Consider the following 14,230-nt stretch of genomic DNA (forward strand, 5'->3'; position numbering starts at 1 on the left):
GCAATGAAGGGGCCTTTCATCGCAAAATTTGCGATGAAAGGCCCCTTCATTGCACGCGCGGAGGCTCAGTACTGCGTGGTGAGAGCGCCTTCCGTCAGCGCGGCGTCCAGCGCCTCCGCCGACATGTCCAGCTTCATCTGGTCACGGAAGATCTGGCCGGCGGTCGGCAGGCTGGAGCGCTCCGGCCAGGTTTCCGGCTTCCACAGCGAGGACCGCAGGAAAGCCTTGGCGCAGTGCATGTACAGCTCTTCGACCTCGACCATGATCGCCAGCGCGGGCCGCTTCCCCTTGACCACGAGGTCGTCGAAGAACGGCGCGTCCGCGACCAGTTTCGCGCGGCCGTTGATCCGCAGCGTCTCGTTCATCCCCGGGATCAGGAACAGCAGTCCGGCGTGCGGGTTCTCGAGGATGTTGGTCTGGCTGTCGAGCAGCTTGTTGCCCGGCCGGTCCGCCAGTACCAGCGTCTTGTCGTCGAGCACCTTCACGGAACCGGCCGGGTCGCCCCGCGGGGAGACGTCACAGGTCCCGTCGGACGACGCCGTCGCCAGCAGGTAGAACGGCGAGTGCTCGATCAGCGTGCGCGCGTGCTGGTCGAGGAAGGGGATGATCTTCCCCTTGGTGCGCTCGGCCGGGTGGCCGAGGTGTTCACGCAGCGCTTCGCGCGTCTCGATCACTTTGATCTCTGAGGTCCCCATAACGCCAGTGAACCACTAGAAGACGACAGTCCGGTTCCCGTGCACCAGCACGCGGCCTTCGAGGTGCCACCGCAGCCCGCGCGCCAGCGTCACCTTCTCGATGTCGCGGCCCTTGCGGACCATGTCCTCGACGGAATCGCCGTGGTCGACGCGGATGACGTCCTGGTCGACGATCGGACCCGCGTCGAGGTCGGCGGTGACGTAGTGGCAGGTCGCGCCGATGAGCTTCACCCCGCGCGCGTGGGCCTGGTGGTAAGGCCGCGCGCCGACGAACGACGGCAGGAAGCTGTGGTGGATGTTGAGCGCCCGCCCGGCCCACGCTTCGCACAGTTCCGGGGGCAGGACCTGCATGAACCGGGCGAGGACGACGGCGTGCGGGTCGTGCTCGTCGACGAGTTCGCGCACTTCGGCGAACGCGGACGCCTTGGCCGCGGCGTCACCGGCGGGGAACGGGACGTGGTGGAACGGGATGCCGTGGGCGCGGGTGATGTCGCCCAGCGAAGCGTGATTGCCGATGACGGCGGCGACGTCGATGTCCAGTTCGCCGGAGGCGACCCGGCCGAGGAGGTCGTAGAGGCAGTGCCCGGCCTTGGAGACGAGGATCACGGCGCGGCGGCGCTCGCCGGTGTCGCTGACCTGCCAGTTCGACTCGGCCGAAAGCGACTTCGCGACGTCGGCGAATCGGGTGCGCAGTCCGGCGGCGTCGAACGGGAGCGAGTCGGCGCGCACGACCTGGCGGGTGAAGAACCAGCCGGTGTCGGGGTCCGTGTGGTACGCCGCTTCGACGATCCAACCGCCGTGCTCGGCGAGGAAACCCGAGATACGGGCGATGATGCCGGTGCGGTCAGGGCAGCCGAAGGAGATCACATAGCGACGTTCAGGGTTCGACACGGACTCCATTGTCGCTGGTCTCGGCCGCGGCGCGGCGCCGGGTCAGTATCCGGACACGGACCCGCCGCCCGACCTCGATCGCCGCGACCAGCAGCAGGCCGAGCGCGAAGGACAGCAGAAGGCCCTTCTCAGGTTCGTCCGCGAAGGCCGCTCCGCCGACGAGACCGATGAGGACGCTGTAGACCGCCCAGATGCTCGCGCCGAGGGCGTCGAGCGGGACGAACTTGCGCGGCGGGTAGCCGAGGCTGCCGTTGGCGAGCCCGCTCGCGACCCGTCCGCCGGGCAGATAGCGGGCGGCGAGGATCAGCAAGACGGCGTTGCGCCGCACTTGGATCTTCGCCCATTCGTAGCGCCGGACCCCGTCCGGGCCGCGCTGCAGGCGGGCGAGCGCTCGCGGACCCGCGGCCGCGCCGACGGTGTAGCCGAGACAGTCGCCCAGCCAGGCCCCGAGCGCGGCGACCAGCGCGAGCAGCGCCAGCAGGGAGAAGTCCGTGCCGATCAGGACGGCGACGGTGATGACGGTGGTCTCGCTCGGCATGAACGGCAGGAGCGCGTCCAACCCGGACACGAGGAACACGATCACCCACAGCCAGGGCGATCCGAGCGTGCCCTCGAGCAGCTCGGTGACGTACTCCAGCAGTTCCACGGTTCCATGGTGATCACCGCAGGTCGCTTTGGGGTGACGGAGCGGGGTTCGACCGGTGAATTCCTAGTCCGGGGCGACCGACGACCACGGCACGGTGAGTTCGCCGAGCCGCCACCGCGACGGCCGGTTCAGCACCGGCCAGCCCCGGGCGGTGAGCAGGTGGACGGCGTGCGCCCAGCGGGCGCGGACGCCGAAGTTCTGGTGCGGCGCCGCCGTCGCCCAGCATATGTCCAAAATGGACAATAGCTCGTGGACGCGTTCACCGGGAACGTTGCGGTGGATGAGGATCTTGGGCAGTCGTTCGGCCACTGTGGACGGACGTTCCAGGCTGGCGAGGTGGACGGACAGGGTCAGGCTGCGTGGTCCGCCGGAGCCGACCGCGACCCACGTGCTGAGCCGCCCGATCTCGTCGCAGGTGCCTTCGACGAGCAGCCCGCCCGGCGTCATCGCGTCCAGCATCAGCGACCAGGCGCCAGGGACCTCGGCTTCGTCGTACTGGCGCAGCACGTTGAACGCGCGCACCAGCACCGGCCGCGTCCCGGCGAGTTCGAAGCCGCCGCGCCGGAAGTCCAGCCACGGCAGGTCGACGGCGGCTTGCGCGACGGCGACCCGTTCGGCGTCCAGCTCCAGGCCCAGCACCCGGACGTCGCGCCGGACCGTGCGCAGCCGGCGCGCCATTTCGACCGTGGTCACCGGTGAGGCGCCGTAGCCGAGGTCCACCACGAGCGGTTCGTCCGCGCGGTGCAGCAGCCGGGTCACGCCAGGGTCGCTCGCGAGCCAGCGGTCGACGCGGCGGAGCCGGTTGGGGTTGGTCGTGCCCCGTGTCGGTGCCCCGACCGGTTTCAGCGCTCGGCCAGCCACTTCGCGACGAATTCGGCCTCGCGTTCCAGCAGCTTGGTGACCTGTTCGGCGATCACGCCTTCCAGCTTCCCGCCGACGAACGGGATCCGCACCTTGACCTCGCCGCTGTTGACCAGCGTCACCTGCTCGCCTTCGCCGGTCAGCGATGTCTTCGCGGTGATCTCGCCCGGCACGCCCGAGACCGACGCCGTCGCAATGCCGGTGTAGCCGGATCCGGCGGTCTTCCAGGTCTGCTCGCGCTCGACGATCAGATCGCCCCGGTGCAGCGTCCGCACGGCCGACGGGAGCTTGTCCGAGCTGATGCCCTGGCGCAGCTTGTAGCGCACGCCGTCCCCGGCCGGGACGTACTCCAGCAGCTCCGCGTCGTCGCCGCCGATCTCCTCCAGCCTCGCCCGCAGCGCCGCCTCGCCGGCGACCGCGTCGAACGTGGTCGCGAGGTCTGCGGAGAACGTCGATCGGTGCTCGATACGGGAGGCCATGGCGCCAGACAGTACCGTTCACGGGCGTGAGCACTGCCGAAACTCCCATCCTCGCCGACCACACCACGTTGCGCCTCGGCGGTCCGGCACGGCGTTATGCCGAGGCGAAGACCGTGCGGGCCCTGGTCGACGCGGTCCGCGAGGCCGACGAAGCGGGCGAGCCGGTCCTGCTGCTCGGCGGCGGTTCGAACCTCGTCGTCGCCGACGACGGCTTCGACGGCGCGGTGCTGAAGGTCGGCAACACCGGCTGGACACGTGACGGGGATCTCGTCGAGGTCGCGGCGGGGGAGAACTGGGACGGTTTCGTCGAGGGCCTGGTGGCCGACGGCGTCGGCGGGCTCGAATGCCTGTCCGGGATCCCCGGTTCGGTCGGCGCGACGCCGATCCAGAACGTCGGCGCGTACGGCTGCGAGGTGGCCGAGTCCCTGGTCTCGGTCGACCTCTACGACCGTGCCACCCGCGAGATCCGCACGCTGACCGCCGACGAGCTCGGCTTCGGCTACCGCACGTCGATCCTGAAGGGGACCGACGCGGGCGTCGTGCTCACCGTGCGTTTCAAAGTCACCGAAGACGGCCTCTCCGCTCCGATCCGCTACGCCGAACTCGCCCGCACGCTGGGTGTCGAGATCGGTGACCGGGTCCCGGCGGCCGAAGCACGCGAAGCCGTCCTCGGCCTGCGTCGCGGCAAGGGCATGGTCCTGGACGCCGACGACCACGACACGTGGAGCGCGGGCTCGTTCTTCACCAACCCGATCGTCGGGGAGGCGCGGCTGGCGAAGGTGCTGGCGGGGATCGTGGACGTCGTAGGCGAGGACGTCCGCGTGCCGCAGTACCCGGCGCCCGGCGGTACGAAGCTGTCCGCCGCTTGGCTGATCGAGCGGGCCGGGTTCGCGAAGGGCCACGAAGGGCCCGGCGGCCGGGTCTCGCTGTCGACGAAGCACACGCTCGCGCTCACGAACCGGGGCAAGGCCTCGACAGAGGACCTTCTCGCTTTGGCGCGCGAAGTGCGCGGCGGCGTCGAGGCTCGCTTCGGCGTTTCGCTGCACCCTGAACCCCTGCTCATCAACTGCTCGCTCTGAACCCCTGCCCGCATTCAGAGGACTAAATGCGGGTGGCGAACAACCCCACGCCGTCCCCGTGCGTCTATCCCCTTGAGGGGCGCGGGTGACTTCCGTCGCCGCGGGTAACGTCGGAGAGGTTCCCAGCGCTGAGCGGGTAGGGGCTCGCGGGGAGACGGGGATCTTCATGGGAGGTACAAGTGATCGAACGGCGCACGGTGTTCAAGGCCGCGCTCGCCGCGGGGGCTGCCATGCTGGCCGCTGCCTGCTCCAGTGGTGAAGGCGGCAACGCCAAGCCGGAAGGCAGCGGCGGCGGAGAGCAGAACGCCGCCCCGGTCGCCAAGATCACCGCCGAACCCGCCGCCGACGCCAAGGACGCCTCCGTGGTGACGCCGGTCGTGGTGAAGGTCGCCGACGGCAAGCTCACCGAGGTCAAGGTCACGGGGGACAGCGGCAAGGACGTCAAGGGTGAACTCTCCCCCGATGGGCTCACCTGGACCAGCACGGAGGTCCTCGGCTACGGCAAGACGTACACCTACGCCGCGAAGGCCACCGGCAGTGACAACAAGCCGGCCGAGTTCAAGGGCTCGTTCAGCACGGTCAAACCCGCCAAGGAGGTTCGCGCCACGCTGAACCCGACCGACGACGCCGAGGTCGGCGTCGCGATGCCGATCAGCGTGAAGTTCGCGTCCCCGGTCAAGGACAAGGCGGCCGCCGAAAAGGCACTCAAGGTGAAGACCGACAAGGACGTCGAGGGCTCCTGGGGCTGGCTGTCGGACACGCAGGTCGACTGGCGGCCCAAGGAGTACTGGCCCGCCAACATCAAGGTCAACGTCGAGGCGAAGCTCTACGGTGTCGCGCTCGGCGGCGGCGCGTACGGCAAGGCCGACGTGACCACCGAGTTCAAGATCGGCCGTAACCAGGTGGTCAAGATCAACACCCCGGACCACGTGATGAAGGTCTACCGGGGCGGCGCGGAATCGGCGAGCTACCCGTGCTCGAACGGGCTCGACTCCGACGTCCAGCGCAACACTCCGAACGGCACGTTCATCGTGATGACGAAGGAGCCGACGGCGCGGTTCGACAACGCGCGCTACGGCTACACCAACGTCAACAAGAAGTGGGCCTGCCGGATCTCGAACAACGGCGAGTACATCCACGAGAACCAGGACAACGCGGCGAACATCGGCAAGGCCAACACCTCGCACGGCTGCGTGAACCTGCTCGACGCGGACGCGAAGAAGTACTTCGACACGGCGATGATCGGCGACCCGGTCGAGATCACCGGTTCGAAACTGGGCAGCCCGACCAAATCGGACGTCAAGGACTGGTTCTACGACTGGAAGTCGTGGAAAGCCCTCTCGGCGATCAAGTAGCGAGGGCGCGGGTGGCCACCCCGGCCGACCTCATAAAGTGCGACGCATGAAGACCGAGGTAGTCGGCTACGGCGGGACACGCATCGGGTTGTGGGTCGAGGGCGCCGAGAACACCCGTCCGATCGTGTTCGTGCACGGCTGGGCCCAGTCCGCCAAGGCCTGGGCGCCGCAGCTGGCGGATCCCACGCTCAGCGAGCGGTTTCGCCTGGTCGCGATGGATCTGCGCGGGCACGGCGATTCCGAGGTGCCCTCCGCCGGCTACGACGATCCGCGGGTCTGGGCCGAAGATCTCGCCTCGGTCCTCGACTTCGCCGGTGAAGACGCGATCGTCGTCGGCTGGTCCTACGGCGGGCTCGTGATCGCCGACTACCTCCGCGTGCACGGCTCGTCGAGGCTCGGCGGCGTCGTCTTTGTGGGCGCCATCACAGAAATCGGCAAGAACCGGCCCGGCGGCAAGGTCGGGCCCGCCATGCGCGAGGCCATCCCGGCGGTGCTGGCGGACGATCCGGCGGTCGCGATTCCCGCGTTGGTGCAGTTCAGCGAGCGGATGACCGCCGCCCCGGTGTCCGGCACGCTCACCCAGTCCTTGCTCGGCGCGTGCCTTTCCACTCCGCCCGCGGTGCGTTCCGCGCTGTTCCGGCGCGACATCGGGAGCGAGGACGTCCTTCGTGAGCTGGACAAACCGGCACTTATCGTCCATGGTCTCGCGGACGCTGTGATCGATCCGACGTCGGCGGAATACGCGGCGGGGAAGATTCAGGGGGCTGTCGTGCGTTGGCTACCTGAGGTGGGGCATCTGCCGTTCGCCGAAGCGGCGGACGAGTTCGGTGATCTACTGCGCCGGTTCGCCGATCAGTAGGACTTCGGGAGTGTTGACCAGGTGACGATCCCTCTGCACGGGTTCGACGCCGCGCCCAGGCGCGTCGCGGTGCTGTCGTTGCACACCTCTCCGCTGGAGCAGCCGGGTACCGGCGACGCCGGCGGCATGAACGTCTACGTGAGCCAGACGGCCACCGAGATGGCCCGCCGCGGCGTCGAGGTCGAGGTGTTCACGCGGGCGACGTCCTCGGATCAGCCCCCGATCGCCGAGCTGGCGCCCGGCGTGGTGGTCCGGCACATCCCGGCCGGGCCGTTCGAGCCGCTGGGACGCGACGAGCTGCCCGCGCAGCTGTGCGCGTTCACCGCCGGGGTGCTGCGGGCCGAGGCGTTCCACGAGCCGGGCTACTACGACCTCATCCATTCGCACTACTGGCTTTCCGGTCAGGCGGGCTGGCTCGCTCGCGACCGCTGGGGCGTGCCGCTGGTGCACACCGCGCACACCCTGGCCAAGGTCAAGAACGCCGCGCTCGCCGAGGGCGACACCCCGGAGCCGCGTACCCGCGTGATCGGCGAGGAGCAGGTCGTCGAGGAGGCGGACTGCCTGGTCGCGAACACCCGCGTCGAGGCCCGCGAGCTGATCGAGCTGTACGACGCCGACCCGCACGCCGTGCACGCCATCCCGCCGGGCGTCGACCTCGACCGATTCACCCCCGGTTCCCGGCCCGCCGCGCGCAGGGCCCTGGGCCTGCCGGAGGACGCGATCGTGCTGGCCTTCGCCGGCCGCATCCAGCCGTTGAAGGCGCCGGACGTCCTCCTGCTCGCCGCGGCCGAAATGCTGCGCGAGCGGCCGGAGCTGGCGTCGCGGCTGGTGGTGCTGATCGTCGGTGGGCCGTCCGGGACCGGGCTGGAGCAGCCGCAGGCCCTGCGCGAACTGGCCGTCTCCCTCGGGATCGAGGAGCAGACCCGGTTCATGCCGCCGCAGCCCGGCCAGTCGCTGGTCAACGTGTACCGCGCGGCCGACATCGTCGCGGTGCCGAGCTACAACGAGTCGTTCGGGCTGGTCGCGCTCGAGGCGCAGGCCTGCGGGACGCCGGTGATCGCGGCCGAGGTCGGCGGGCTGCCGGTCGCGGTCCCGCACGGGGTCTCCGGGCTGCTCGTGCCTTCGCACGACGCGAAGGACTGGGCCGGTGCGCTCGCGAACGTCGCGCTGCGGCCGGGCTGGCGTGCCGAACTTTCGGCCAACGCCGTCGTCCACGCGCGGCGCTTCTCCTGGCGCCGTACGACGGACCGGCTGCTGGACACGTACGCTCAGGCGACCGGCGCGTTCCGGCGTGCCCTCGAACAGCGCGCGGAGGTGGCGGTTTGACGCTCGACGAGACCTTGCGGTCCTCTTTGGACAATGCGGGCCTGGAATACGAAAGGCGTGGCGAGGGAAAGTACTTCGTCACGTTGCCCGGTACCAAGAAGTTGCAGACCAACTGCTGGCTGGTCGCCGGGGATCACGCCTTCGCCGTCGAAGCCTTCGTCTGCCGCCGTCCCGATGAGTCCCATGAGGACGTTTACCGGTTTCTGTTGCGCCGCAACGCGAAGCTGTACGGCGTGCACTACACCGTGGACGCGATGGGCGACATCTACCTGGTCGGCCGGTTCGGCCTGGACACGGTCACCGAGTCCGAGTTGGACAAGATCCTCGGGCAGGTGCTGGAAGCCGCCGACGGCGATTTCAACACGTTGCTGGAGCTCGGATTCGCGGAATCGATCAAACGCGAGTGGGATTGGCGCGTTTCCCGCGGCGAATCGCTGGCGAACCTGCAGGCGTTCAAACATCTCGTCGAGCCTTCGAACGGACACGAACCCGGGGCCTTGACCGACTCGTGACCCGAACGGTGCAACGGGCCTGAGCCCGGCTCCGTCTCTTTCCGCGACACTGGAGGGAGACGGTCTTGATGCGCAAGCGAGTGAGATGGGTCGCCGCCGCCGGCATCGTGCTGGCATTGGCGGGCTGCTCGGCGAATGATTCCGGCGGTGAATCCGCCGCGATGCCGATGTCGGCCGACACCAAGCAGGCGGCACCGAACCAAGGGCCGGCGAACAAGGAGGCCACCGACAGCAAGGCGGGTTCGGGCAAGGCCCCGGCGCCGGCGGGGCAGCCGGGGATCACCGACCGCAAGCTGGTGCGCACGGCGAGCCTGGAGCTCACCGCGCCGAACGTCGCCGACGTGATCTCGCAGGTGCGCGTCATCACCCAGGGCGCCGCCGGCTACACGGGGCAGGAGAGCACCCAGGAGAAGCGGGCGTCGGTCAACGTCGTCGTGCCCTCCGAGCGCCTCGACGGCGTGCTGGACCAGTTGGGGAAGCTCGGGAAGCAGGTCAAACGGGAAGTCACCGCGACGGACGTGACCGAGCAGATGGTCGACGTCGATTCGCGGCTGGCCACCCAACGGGCGAGCGTCGAGCGCATCCGCGCGCTGCTCGCGAGGGCGACGTCGGTCTCGGAGATCGCCTCGGTCGAGAGTGAGCTCACCAGCCGCGAGGCCGAGCTCGAGTCGCTCCAGAAGCGGCGCGAGAGCCTGGCCGGAAGTGTCGCCATGTCGACGATCTCCCTGCAGGTGAAGGCGGAGACCGTCGCGGCGGCGGAGGAATCCCGCAGCGGGTTCCTCGGCGGGCTGGCCGACGGCTGGGACGCGTTCCTGACCTTCGGCGGCGGCCTGCTGACCGTGCTCGGCGCGATGGCGCCGTTCCTGCTGGTCTTCGGTGTCCCCGCGGCCGCGCTGGTGTGGTGGCTGCGCAAGCGGCGCCGTCCGGCGGAGCCCGCGATGGCGACCGCCTCGGATCTGCCGTCCGCGCCTCCGCTGGACTGAGCCGATCAGGGCGCCGGTGGCCGTTGGGCTCGTGAGTGGCAAGGACGGTTAGAACCGTCCTTACCACTCACGAGAGCCGGAACCGCACCCGCTGCCCCGGCCGTACCTGCGCGGCCAGATCCAGATCCGCTTCCTCCACCACCGCGATCACCGGGTAGCCCCCGGTCACCGGATGGTCGGCCAGGAACAGGATCGGCTGCCCCGAAGGAGGGACCTGCAACGCGCCCGGCACAGCCGCCTCGGGCGGCAGCTCGCCACTTCGCGCCCGCGACAGCGCGGGACCCCCGAGTCGTACGCCCACCCGATCGACGTCGGACGTGGCGACGTAACCGGAAGAGACCAAAGTGGACAGTGCGGCGGGGGTGAACCAGGAAACCCGAGGACCGGCGCCGACCCGCAGAACCGGGACGTCGGGCAAGGGAGCGCGAGGGGCGAGATCCACCCCGGGATGGGCCTGTACCTCCTGGCCCACCGGCAAGGTCATCCCCGACGAAAGCACGGGCGGGCCGAGTCCGCCCAGGGTGTCGGTCGCCCGCGCGCCCAGCACGGGAGGGACGTCGATGCCGCCACGCACCGCGACATAGCAACGCAAACCGTGAGAAGCCATGCCGAGCACGAGTTCGTCGCCGGGGCCGACCGGGATCGGCGAGTCCGAGCCGAAAGCCCGTCCGCCGACGGTGATCGAGCAGGGCGCGCCGGTGACGGCGATGGTCGCCGGAGCCGGGAACCGCAGGACGAGACCGCCCAGAACGCACTCCAGGGCCGCGTGGCTCTCGGGGTTGCCGACCAGCCGGTTCGCCAGCCGCAGCGAACCGCGGTCGGCGGCGCCGGACCGGCCGACGCCGATCGCGGCCAGGCCGGGCCGCCCGAGATCCTGCACGGTGGCGAAAACCCCGGGCCGGACCACTTCGATCTTCGCGGTCATGAAGTGAACCGGATCCTGGTTCCGGGCGCCAGCAGGTTCGGCGGCTCCCGCTCGACGTCCCACACCGGCAGCGTGGTCCGCCCGATCAGCTGCCAGCCGCCGGGGGAGGCGTTCGGGTACACCGCCGTGTACTCGCCCGCGATCGCGACCGACCCGGCGGGGACGCGCGTCCGCGGGCTCGTCCGGCGCGGCAGGTGCAGCGCCGGGTCGAGCCCGGTCAGGTAGGCGAATCCGGGAGCGAAGCCGCAGAACGCCGAGACGTACGTCCCGTCCTCGTGCCGCCGGACCACCGCTTCCGCCGACATGCCGGCGGCGGCCGCGACGTCGGCGAGGTCCGGGCCGTCGTAGCGCACCGGCACGACGATCTCGGCGGCCTCGCGCGGTTCGACGTCCACTGTGGACCGATCGAGGACGTCGCCGGCGAGCCGGTCGTGATGGGTCCGGCCGGGGTCGAACCGGATGAGCAGGGTCCGCGCGGCGGGGACCAGCTCGACGACGCCGTCCGGCGGGTCCTGCTCCAGAGACGCGTGCAGCCCGAGCACCTCCGACGGATCGTCGAAGTCGACCATGGCCGCACGCGCCCCATAGGGCAGCACTCGCATCAGGCGGCCTCGATGAAGGGTCCGATGTGGACACCGGAGGCGTCGAGCCCCGCGCGGATCCGCCGCGCCAGTTCGACGGCGCCGGGCGTGTCGCCGTGTACGCACAGCGAATGCGGCTGAAGAGCCAGCTCGGTCCCGTCGGCGGCGACGACCTTGCCCGTGGTCGCCATCCCGACCGCGCGTTCGGCCACCGCCTCGGCGTCATGGAGGACGGCGCCGGGCAGTTTCCGGGAGACCAGAAGGCCTTCGGGCGTGTACGCGCGGTCCGCGAACGCCTCGGCGTACGCGGGGAGCCCGGCCTTTTCGGCCTGCTTGGCCATTTCCGATCCCGGTGGGCACAGCAGCGCGAGCCCGGGGTGGAACCGCCGGATCCCTTCGACCACCGCGGCCGCCTGCTCCGGATCCACCGCGGCCGTGTTGTACAACGCCCCGTGCGGTTTGACGTACCGCACTCGCGAGCCCGCCGCGCGGGCGAACGCGTCGAGCGCGCCGATCTGGTAGAGCACGTCGTCGGTGAGGTCGGCGGGGGCGACGTCCATCGCCCGCCGCCCGAATCCGGCGAGATCGCGGTAGGCGACGTGGGCGCCGACGACGACACCGCGCTCCGCCGCGCGCTCGCAGACGCGCCGCATCACCGACGGGTCGCCGCCGTGGAAGCCGCAGGCGACGTTCGCGCTGGTGACGATGTCGAGCATGGCGTCGTCGTCGCCCATCTTCCAGGCGCCGAAACCCTCGCCCAGGTCGCTGTTGAGGTCGATACGGCTGAGATCCATCAGGCCACCCTGAACTCACTGTCGAGCTTGTCGGTCACGAACATGTGGCCCGGCGCGTGCGTGATCGCGAACGGCGGCCGCGAGGCCATCAGCGCCGCCTGCGGGGTCACACCGCACGCCCAGAACACCGGCACGTCACCGGGTTCCGCGTCGACCGGGTCGCCGAAGTCGGGCTTGCCGAGATCGGCGATGCCGAGCGCGGCCGGGTCGCCGATGTGCACCGGCGCACCGTGCACGGCGGGCATCCCGCGGGTGATGCGCACGGCGTCGTCCACACGGTCTCCGGGGATCTGCCGCATCGAGACCACCATCGGCCCGTGCAGGCGCCCGGCCGGGACGCACTCGCGGTTCGTCACGTACATCGCCACGTTGCGGCCCTGGTCGATGTGCCGCAACGGGATGCCCTCCGCGGCCAGCGCCGATTCGAAGGTGAAACTGCACCCGATCGAGAACGCGACCATGTCGCTGCGCCACAGCCCGCTCGCGTCGGTGAGCTCGCCGGACAGCGCGCCGTTCTGCCAGACGCGGTACCGCGGCAGGTCGGTCCGCAGATCCGCGCCGGGCGCCAGCCGGGTCGACGGGTCGCCGGGGTCGCTGACGTCGAGTACCGGACAGGGCTGCGGGTTCCGCTGGCAGAACAGCAGGACGTCGTAGGCCCAGTCCTCGGGGACGGCGATCAGGTTGGTCTGGGTGAACCCGTTCGCCCAGCCGGTGGTCGGGCGGGCCGTGCCCGCGCGGAACAGGGCGCGGGCCTCGCCGGGGGACAACATCGCCGGTTCGTCGAAGGTGGTCATCGCGGTGCCTCCTCTTCCGATTGTGGTCACAGAAGTTCGCGGCCGCGAGTCTCGGGCAGGCCGAGCAGCGCCAGCACGGCGATGCCGTAGCCGACCGCGCCGAACACCATCGCGCCGCCCGCGCCGAGGAAGCCGACCACGGCGGGGAACGTGGCGCCGATGGCCCGGCCGAGGTTGTAGGTGAAGCCCTGCCCGGTCCCGCGCAGCGCCGACGGGTACAGCTCGGCGAGGAACGCGCCGAATCCGCTGAAGATCGCGGACATCGAGAACCCGAGCGGGAAACCGAGGAACAGCACGAGCGTGTTCGCGCCCGCCGGGATCTGCGTGTAGGCGACGATGAGACCCGCCGACAGCACCGAGAACAGCAGGAAGGTCTTCTTGCGGCCCAAGAGATCCGTCAGATAGCCACCGGTGACGTACCCGATGAAGGCACCGGAGATCAGGAACGCGAGATAGCCGCCGGTCCCGATGACGGTGAGGCCGCGGGTGGTCTTGAGGTAGCTCGGCAGCCAGGTCGCCAGCGTGTAGTAGCCGCCCTGGACACCGGTGGCGAGAAGCGCGGCGAAGAACGTCGTGCGCAGCAGGTCCGGCTTGAAGATGCCCGCCAGCGAACCGCGTTCCCTCTTCGTGGCGCGGGCCGCTTCGGCGACGGGCGCGTCCTGGACGTTGCGGCGGACCCACAGCACCAGCAGCGCGGGGATGACGCCGGTCCAGAACATCACGCGCCAGGCGATGTCCGGGCTGAAGAGGCTGAAGACGACGGTGTAGACGACGACCGAGAGCGCCCAGCCGACGGCCCACGCGCTTTGCACGAAGGCGACCGTGCGGCCGCGGTACTTCGCCTGCGAGTACTCCGCCACCAGTGCGGCGCCGGCGGCCCATTCGCCACCGAAGCCCAGGCCTTGCAGGGCGCGGAACACCAGCAGTGTCTCGAAGTTCGGCGCGAACCCGCAGAGCACGGTGAAGATGGTGTACATCGCGATGGTGATCTGGAGAGTGCGGACCCGGCCGATGCGGTCGGCCAGGATGCCCGCGCCGATCCCGCCGATCGCCGAAACCACCAGCGTCGTGGTGCCGAGCAGGCCCGCCTCACCGCCCGAGAGGCCGTAGTAGGCGGTGATCGCGGCCAGGCCCAGCGGCAGGGTCTGGTAGTCGAACGAATCGAGCCCGTATCCGCCGAACGCGCCGACGAAGGCCCGGCGGCCTCGCGAACCGAGCGTGCGGAACCAGGCGAAGGGGCGTGTGTCTTCGGTAGTGGCTGTCGCGTTCATCGGCACCTCCAGAGGGTGAATCTCAGGGTGGCACGGGTCACATGGCTAGCCACTTTAGGTATTGTTCAACAATTCCACAAGAGGATTCTTGGCCGAGCCTCTTGTGGCCAGGTAGAATCGGTCACGTGACGATCGCGGAGAGTGGTCCTGCCTCGGTGGAAGGACTCGAGGCGGATCGC

At 70.0% G+C, this 14,230-nt stretch carries 16 protein-coding genes; 6 read left to right on the plus strand and 10 right to left on the minus strand.

The genetic code is table 11. From position 1 onward, the window contains the following. Positions 1-65: 65 nt before the first annotated feature. From LCL61_RS11610 to LCL61_RS11630, 5 genes are all read right to left on the minus strand, one after another. The gene (locus LCL61_RS11610) at positions 66-695 is read right to left on the minus strand and encodes a pyridoxamine 5'-phosphate oxidase family protein (RefSeq protein WP_219146274.1); all 630 of its coding nucleotides are present in this window, start codon (positions 693-695) and stop codon (positions 66-68) included. A gap of 15 nt (positions 696-710) precedes the next feature. Then, the gene (purU, locus tag LCL61_RS11615) at positions 711-1,595 is read right to left on the minus strand and encodes a formyltetrahydrofolate deformylase (protein WP_340686835.1); all 885 of its coding nucleotides are present in this window, start codon (positions 1,593-1,595) and stop codon (positions 711-713) included. Continuing rightward, a complete protein-coding gene (locus tag LCL61_RS11620) occupies positions 1,573-2,232 on the minus strand; it encodes a DedA family protein (protein ID WP_340686836.1) in 660 nt (219 codons plus the stop codon). Before LCL61_RS11620 ends, purU begins: the two co-directional genes overlap by 23 nt. A gap of 63 nt (positions 2,233-2,295) precedes the next feature. Further along, positions 2,296-3,093 carry a class I SAM-dependent methyltransferase gene (locus LCL61_RS11625; protein WP_340686837.1) on the minus strand — a complete coding sequence of 266 codons (798 nt, stop codon included), beginning with the start codon at positions 3,091-3,093 and terminating at the stop codon, positions 2,296-2,298. Next, the gene (locus LCL61_RS11630; protein WP_340686838.1) at positions 3,075-3,572 is read right to left on the minus strand and encodes a DUF2505 domain-containing protein; all 498 of its coding nucleotides are present in this window, start codon (positions 3,570-3,572) and stop codon (positions 3,075-3,077) included. The genes LCL61_RS11625 and LCL61_RS11630 overlap by 19 nt, the downstream gene beginning before the upstream one ends. Positions 3,573-3,598: 26 nt before the next feature. Here LCL61_RS11630 and LCL61_RS11635 point away from each other — a divergent pair, with 26 nt between their 5' ends. The 6 genes from LCL61_RS11635 to LCL61_RS11660 all read left to right on the plus strand — a co-directional run bounded on the left by LCL61_RS11635 (position 3,599) and on the right by LCL61_RS11660 (position 9,686). Beyond that, positions 3,599-4,651 (plus strand): UDP-N-acetylmuramate dehydrogenase, encoded by a 1,053-nt coding sequence (locus LCL61_RS11635; protein ID WP_340686839.1) that lies wholly within the window; start codon positions 3,599-3,601, stop codon positions 4,649-4,651. Between the two features lie 179 nt (positions 4,652-4,830). Beyond that, positions 4,831-6,006: a L,D-transpeptidase gene (locus tag LCL61_RS11640; protein WP_340686840.1), complete on the plus strand. Its 1,176-nt coding sequence runs from the start codon at positions 4,831-4,833 to the stop codon at positions 6,004-6,006. A gap of 46 nt (positions 6,007-6,052) precedes the next feature. Then, a complete protein-coding gene (locus tag LCL61_RS11645; protein WP_340686841.1) occupies positions 6,053-6,865 on the plus strand; it encodes an alpha/beta hydrolase in 813 nt (270 codons plus the stop codon). Between the two features lie 21 nt (positions 6,866-6,886). Then, positions 6,887-8,191 (plus strand): D-inositol-3-phosphate glycosyltransferase, encoded by a 1,305-nt coding sequence (gene mshA, locus LCL61_RS11650; RefSeq protein ID WP_340686842.1) that lies wholly within the window; start codon positions 6,887-6,889, stop codon positions 8,189-8,191. Further along, complete coding sequence (locus tag LCL61_RS11655; protein WP_034310547.1) at positions 8,188-8,703, plus strand: YbjN domain-containing protein; 516 nt, start codon at positions 8,188-8,190, stop codon at positions 8,701-8,703. The genes mshA and LCL61_RS11655 overlap by 4 nt, the downstream gene beginning before the upstream one ends. A 68-nt stretch (positions 8,704-8,771) precedes the next feature. Continuing rightward, entirely contained in the window at positions 8,772-9,686 is a 915-nt protein-coding gene (locus LCL61_RS11660) for a DUF4349 domain-containing protein (protein ID WP_340686843.1), read from the plus strand. A gap of 67 nt (positions 9,687-9,753) precedes the next feature. On the opposite strand, the gene LCL61_RS11665 is transcribed toward LCL61_RS11660, so the two are convergent. The 5 genes from LCL61_RS11665 to LCL61_RS11685 are packed head-to-tail and all read right to left on the minus strand — an operon-like array spanning position 9,754 to position 14,051. After that, positions 9,754-10,611 carry a biotin-dependent carboxyltransferase family protein gene (locus LCL61_RS11665; RefSeq protein WP_340686844.1) on the minus strand — a complete coding sequence of 286 codons (858 nt, stop codon included), beginning with the start codon at positions 10,609-10,611 and terminating at the stop codon, positions 9,754-9,756. Further along, positions 10,608-11,213 (minus strand): allophanate hydrolase subunit 1, encoded by a 606-nt coding sequence (locus LCL61_RS11670; protein WP_340686845.1) that lies wholly within the window; start codon positions 11,211-11,213, stop codon positions 10,608-10,610. Before LCL61_RS11670 ends, LCL61_RS11665 begins: the two co-directional genes overlap by 4 nt. Beyond that, positions 11,213-11,986 carry a 5-oxoprolinase subunit PxpA gene (locus LCL61_RS11675; protein ID WP_340686846.1) on the minus strand — a complete coding sequence of 258 codons (774 nt, stop codon included), beginning with the start codon at positions 11,984-11,986 and terminating at the stop codon, positions 11,213-11,215. Before LCL61_RS11675 ends, LCL61_RS11670 begins: the two co-directional genes overlap by 1 nt. Next, on the minus strand, positions 11,986-12,780 hold the full coding sequence (locus tag LCL61_RS11680; protein WP_340686847.1) for a putative hydro-lyase: 795 nt from the start codon (positions 12,778-12,780) through the stop codon (positions 11,986-11,988). Before LCL61_RS11680 ends, LCL61_RS11675 begins: the two co-directional genes overlap by 1 nt. A 26-nt stretch (positions 12,781-12,806) precedes the next feature. After that, on the minus strand, positions 12,807-14,051 hold the full coding sequence (locus tag LCL61_RS11685; RefSeq protein ID WP_340686848.1) for an MFS transporter: 1,245 nt from the start codon (positions 14,049-14,051) through the stop codon (positions 12,807-12,809). Between the last annotated feature and the right edge of the window lie 179 nt (positions 14,052-14,230).

This window comes from Amycolatopsis coloradensis, assembly GCF_037997115.1.
In the GTDB taxonomy this organism is placed as follows: domain Bacteria; phylum Actinomycetota; class Actinomycetes; order Mycobacteriales; family Pseudonocardiaceae; genus Amycolatopsis; species Amycolatopsis coloradensis_A.

What these genes read in the sequence shown, in the direction of transcription:
- LCL61_RS11680 (WP_340686847.1), bottom strand. Translation starts at nt 12,780, where the DNA reads ATGACCACCTTCGACGAACCGGCGATGTTGTCCCCCGGCGAGGCCCGC.
- LCL61_RS11630 (WP_340686838.1), bottom strand. Translation starts at nt 3,572, where the DNA reads ATGGCCTCCCGTATCGAGCACCGATCGACGTTCTCCGCAGACCTCGCG.
- LCL61_RS11645 (WP_340686841.1), top strand. Translation starts at nt 6,053, where the DNA reads ATGAAGACCGAGGTAGTCGGCTACGGCGGGACACGCATCGGGTTGTGG.
- LCL61_RS11660 (WP_340686843.1), top strand. Translation starts at nt 8,772, where the DNA reads ATGCGCAAGCGAGTGAGATGGGTCGCCGCCGCCGGCATCGTGCTGGCA.
- LCL61_RS11665 (WP_340686844.1), bottom strand. Translation starts at nt 10,611, where the DNA reads ATGACCGCGAAGATCGAAGTGGTCCGGCCCGGGGTTTTCGCCACCGTG.
- LCL61_RS11670 (WP_340686845.1), bottom strand. Translation starts at nt 11,213, where the DNA reads ATGCGAGTGCTGCCCTATGGGGCGCGTGCGGCCATGGTCGACTTCGAC.
- LCL61_RS11610 (WP_219146274.1), bottom strand. Translation starts at nt 695, where the DNA reads ATGGGGACCTCAGAGATCAAAGTGATCGAGACGCGCGAAGCGCTGCGT.
- LCL61_RS11685 (WP_340686848.1), bottom strand. Translation starts at nt 14,051, where the DNA reads ATGAACGCGACAGCCACTACCGAAGACACACGCCCCTTCGCCTGGTTC.
- LCL61_RS11675 (WP_340686846.1), bottom strand. Translation starts at nt 11,986, where the DNA reads ATGGATCTCAGCCGTATCGACCTCAACAGCGACCTGGGCGAGGGTTTC.
- purU (WP_340686835.1), bottom strand. Translation starts at nt 1,595, where the DNA reads ATGGAGTCCGTGTCGAACCCTGAACGTCGCTATGTGATCTCCTTCGGC.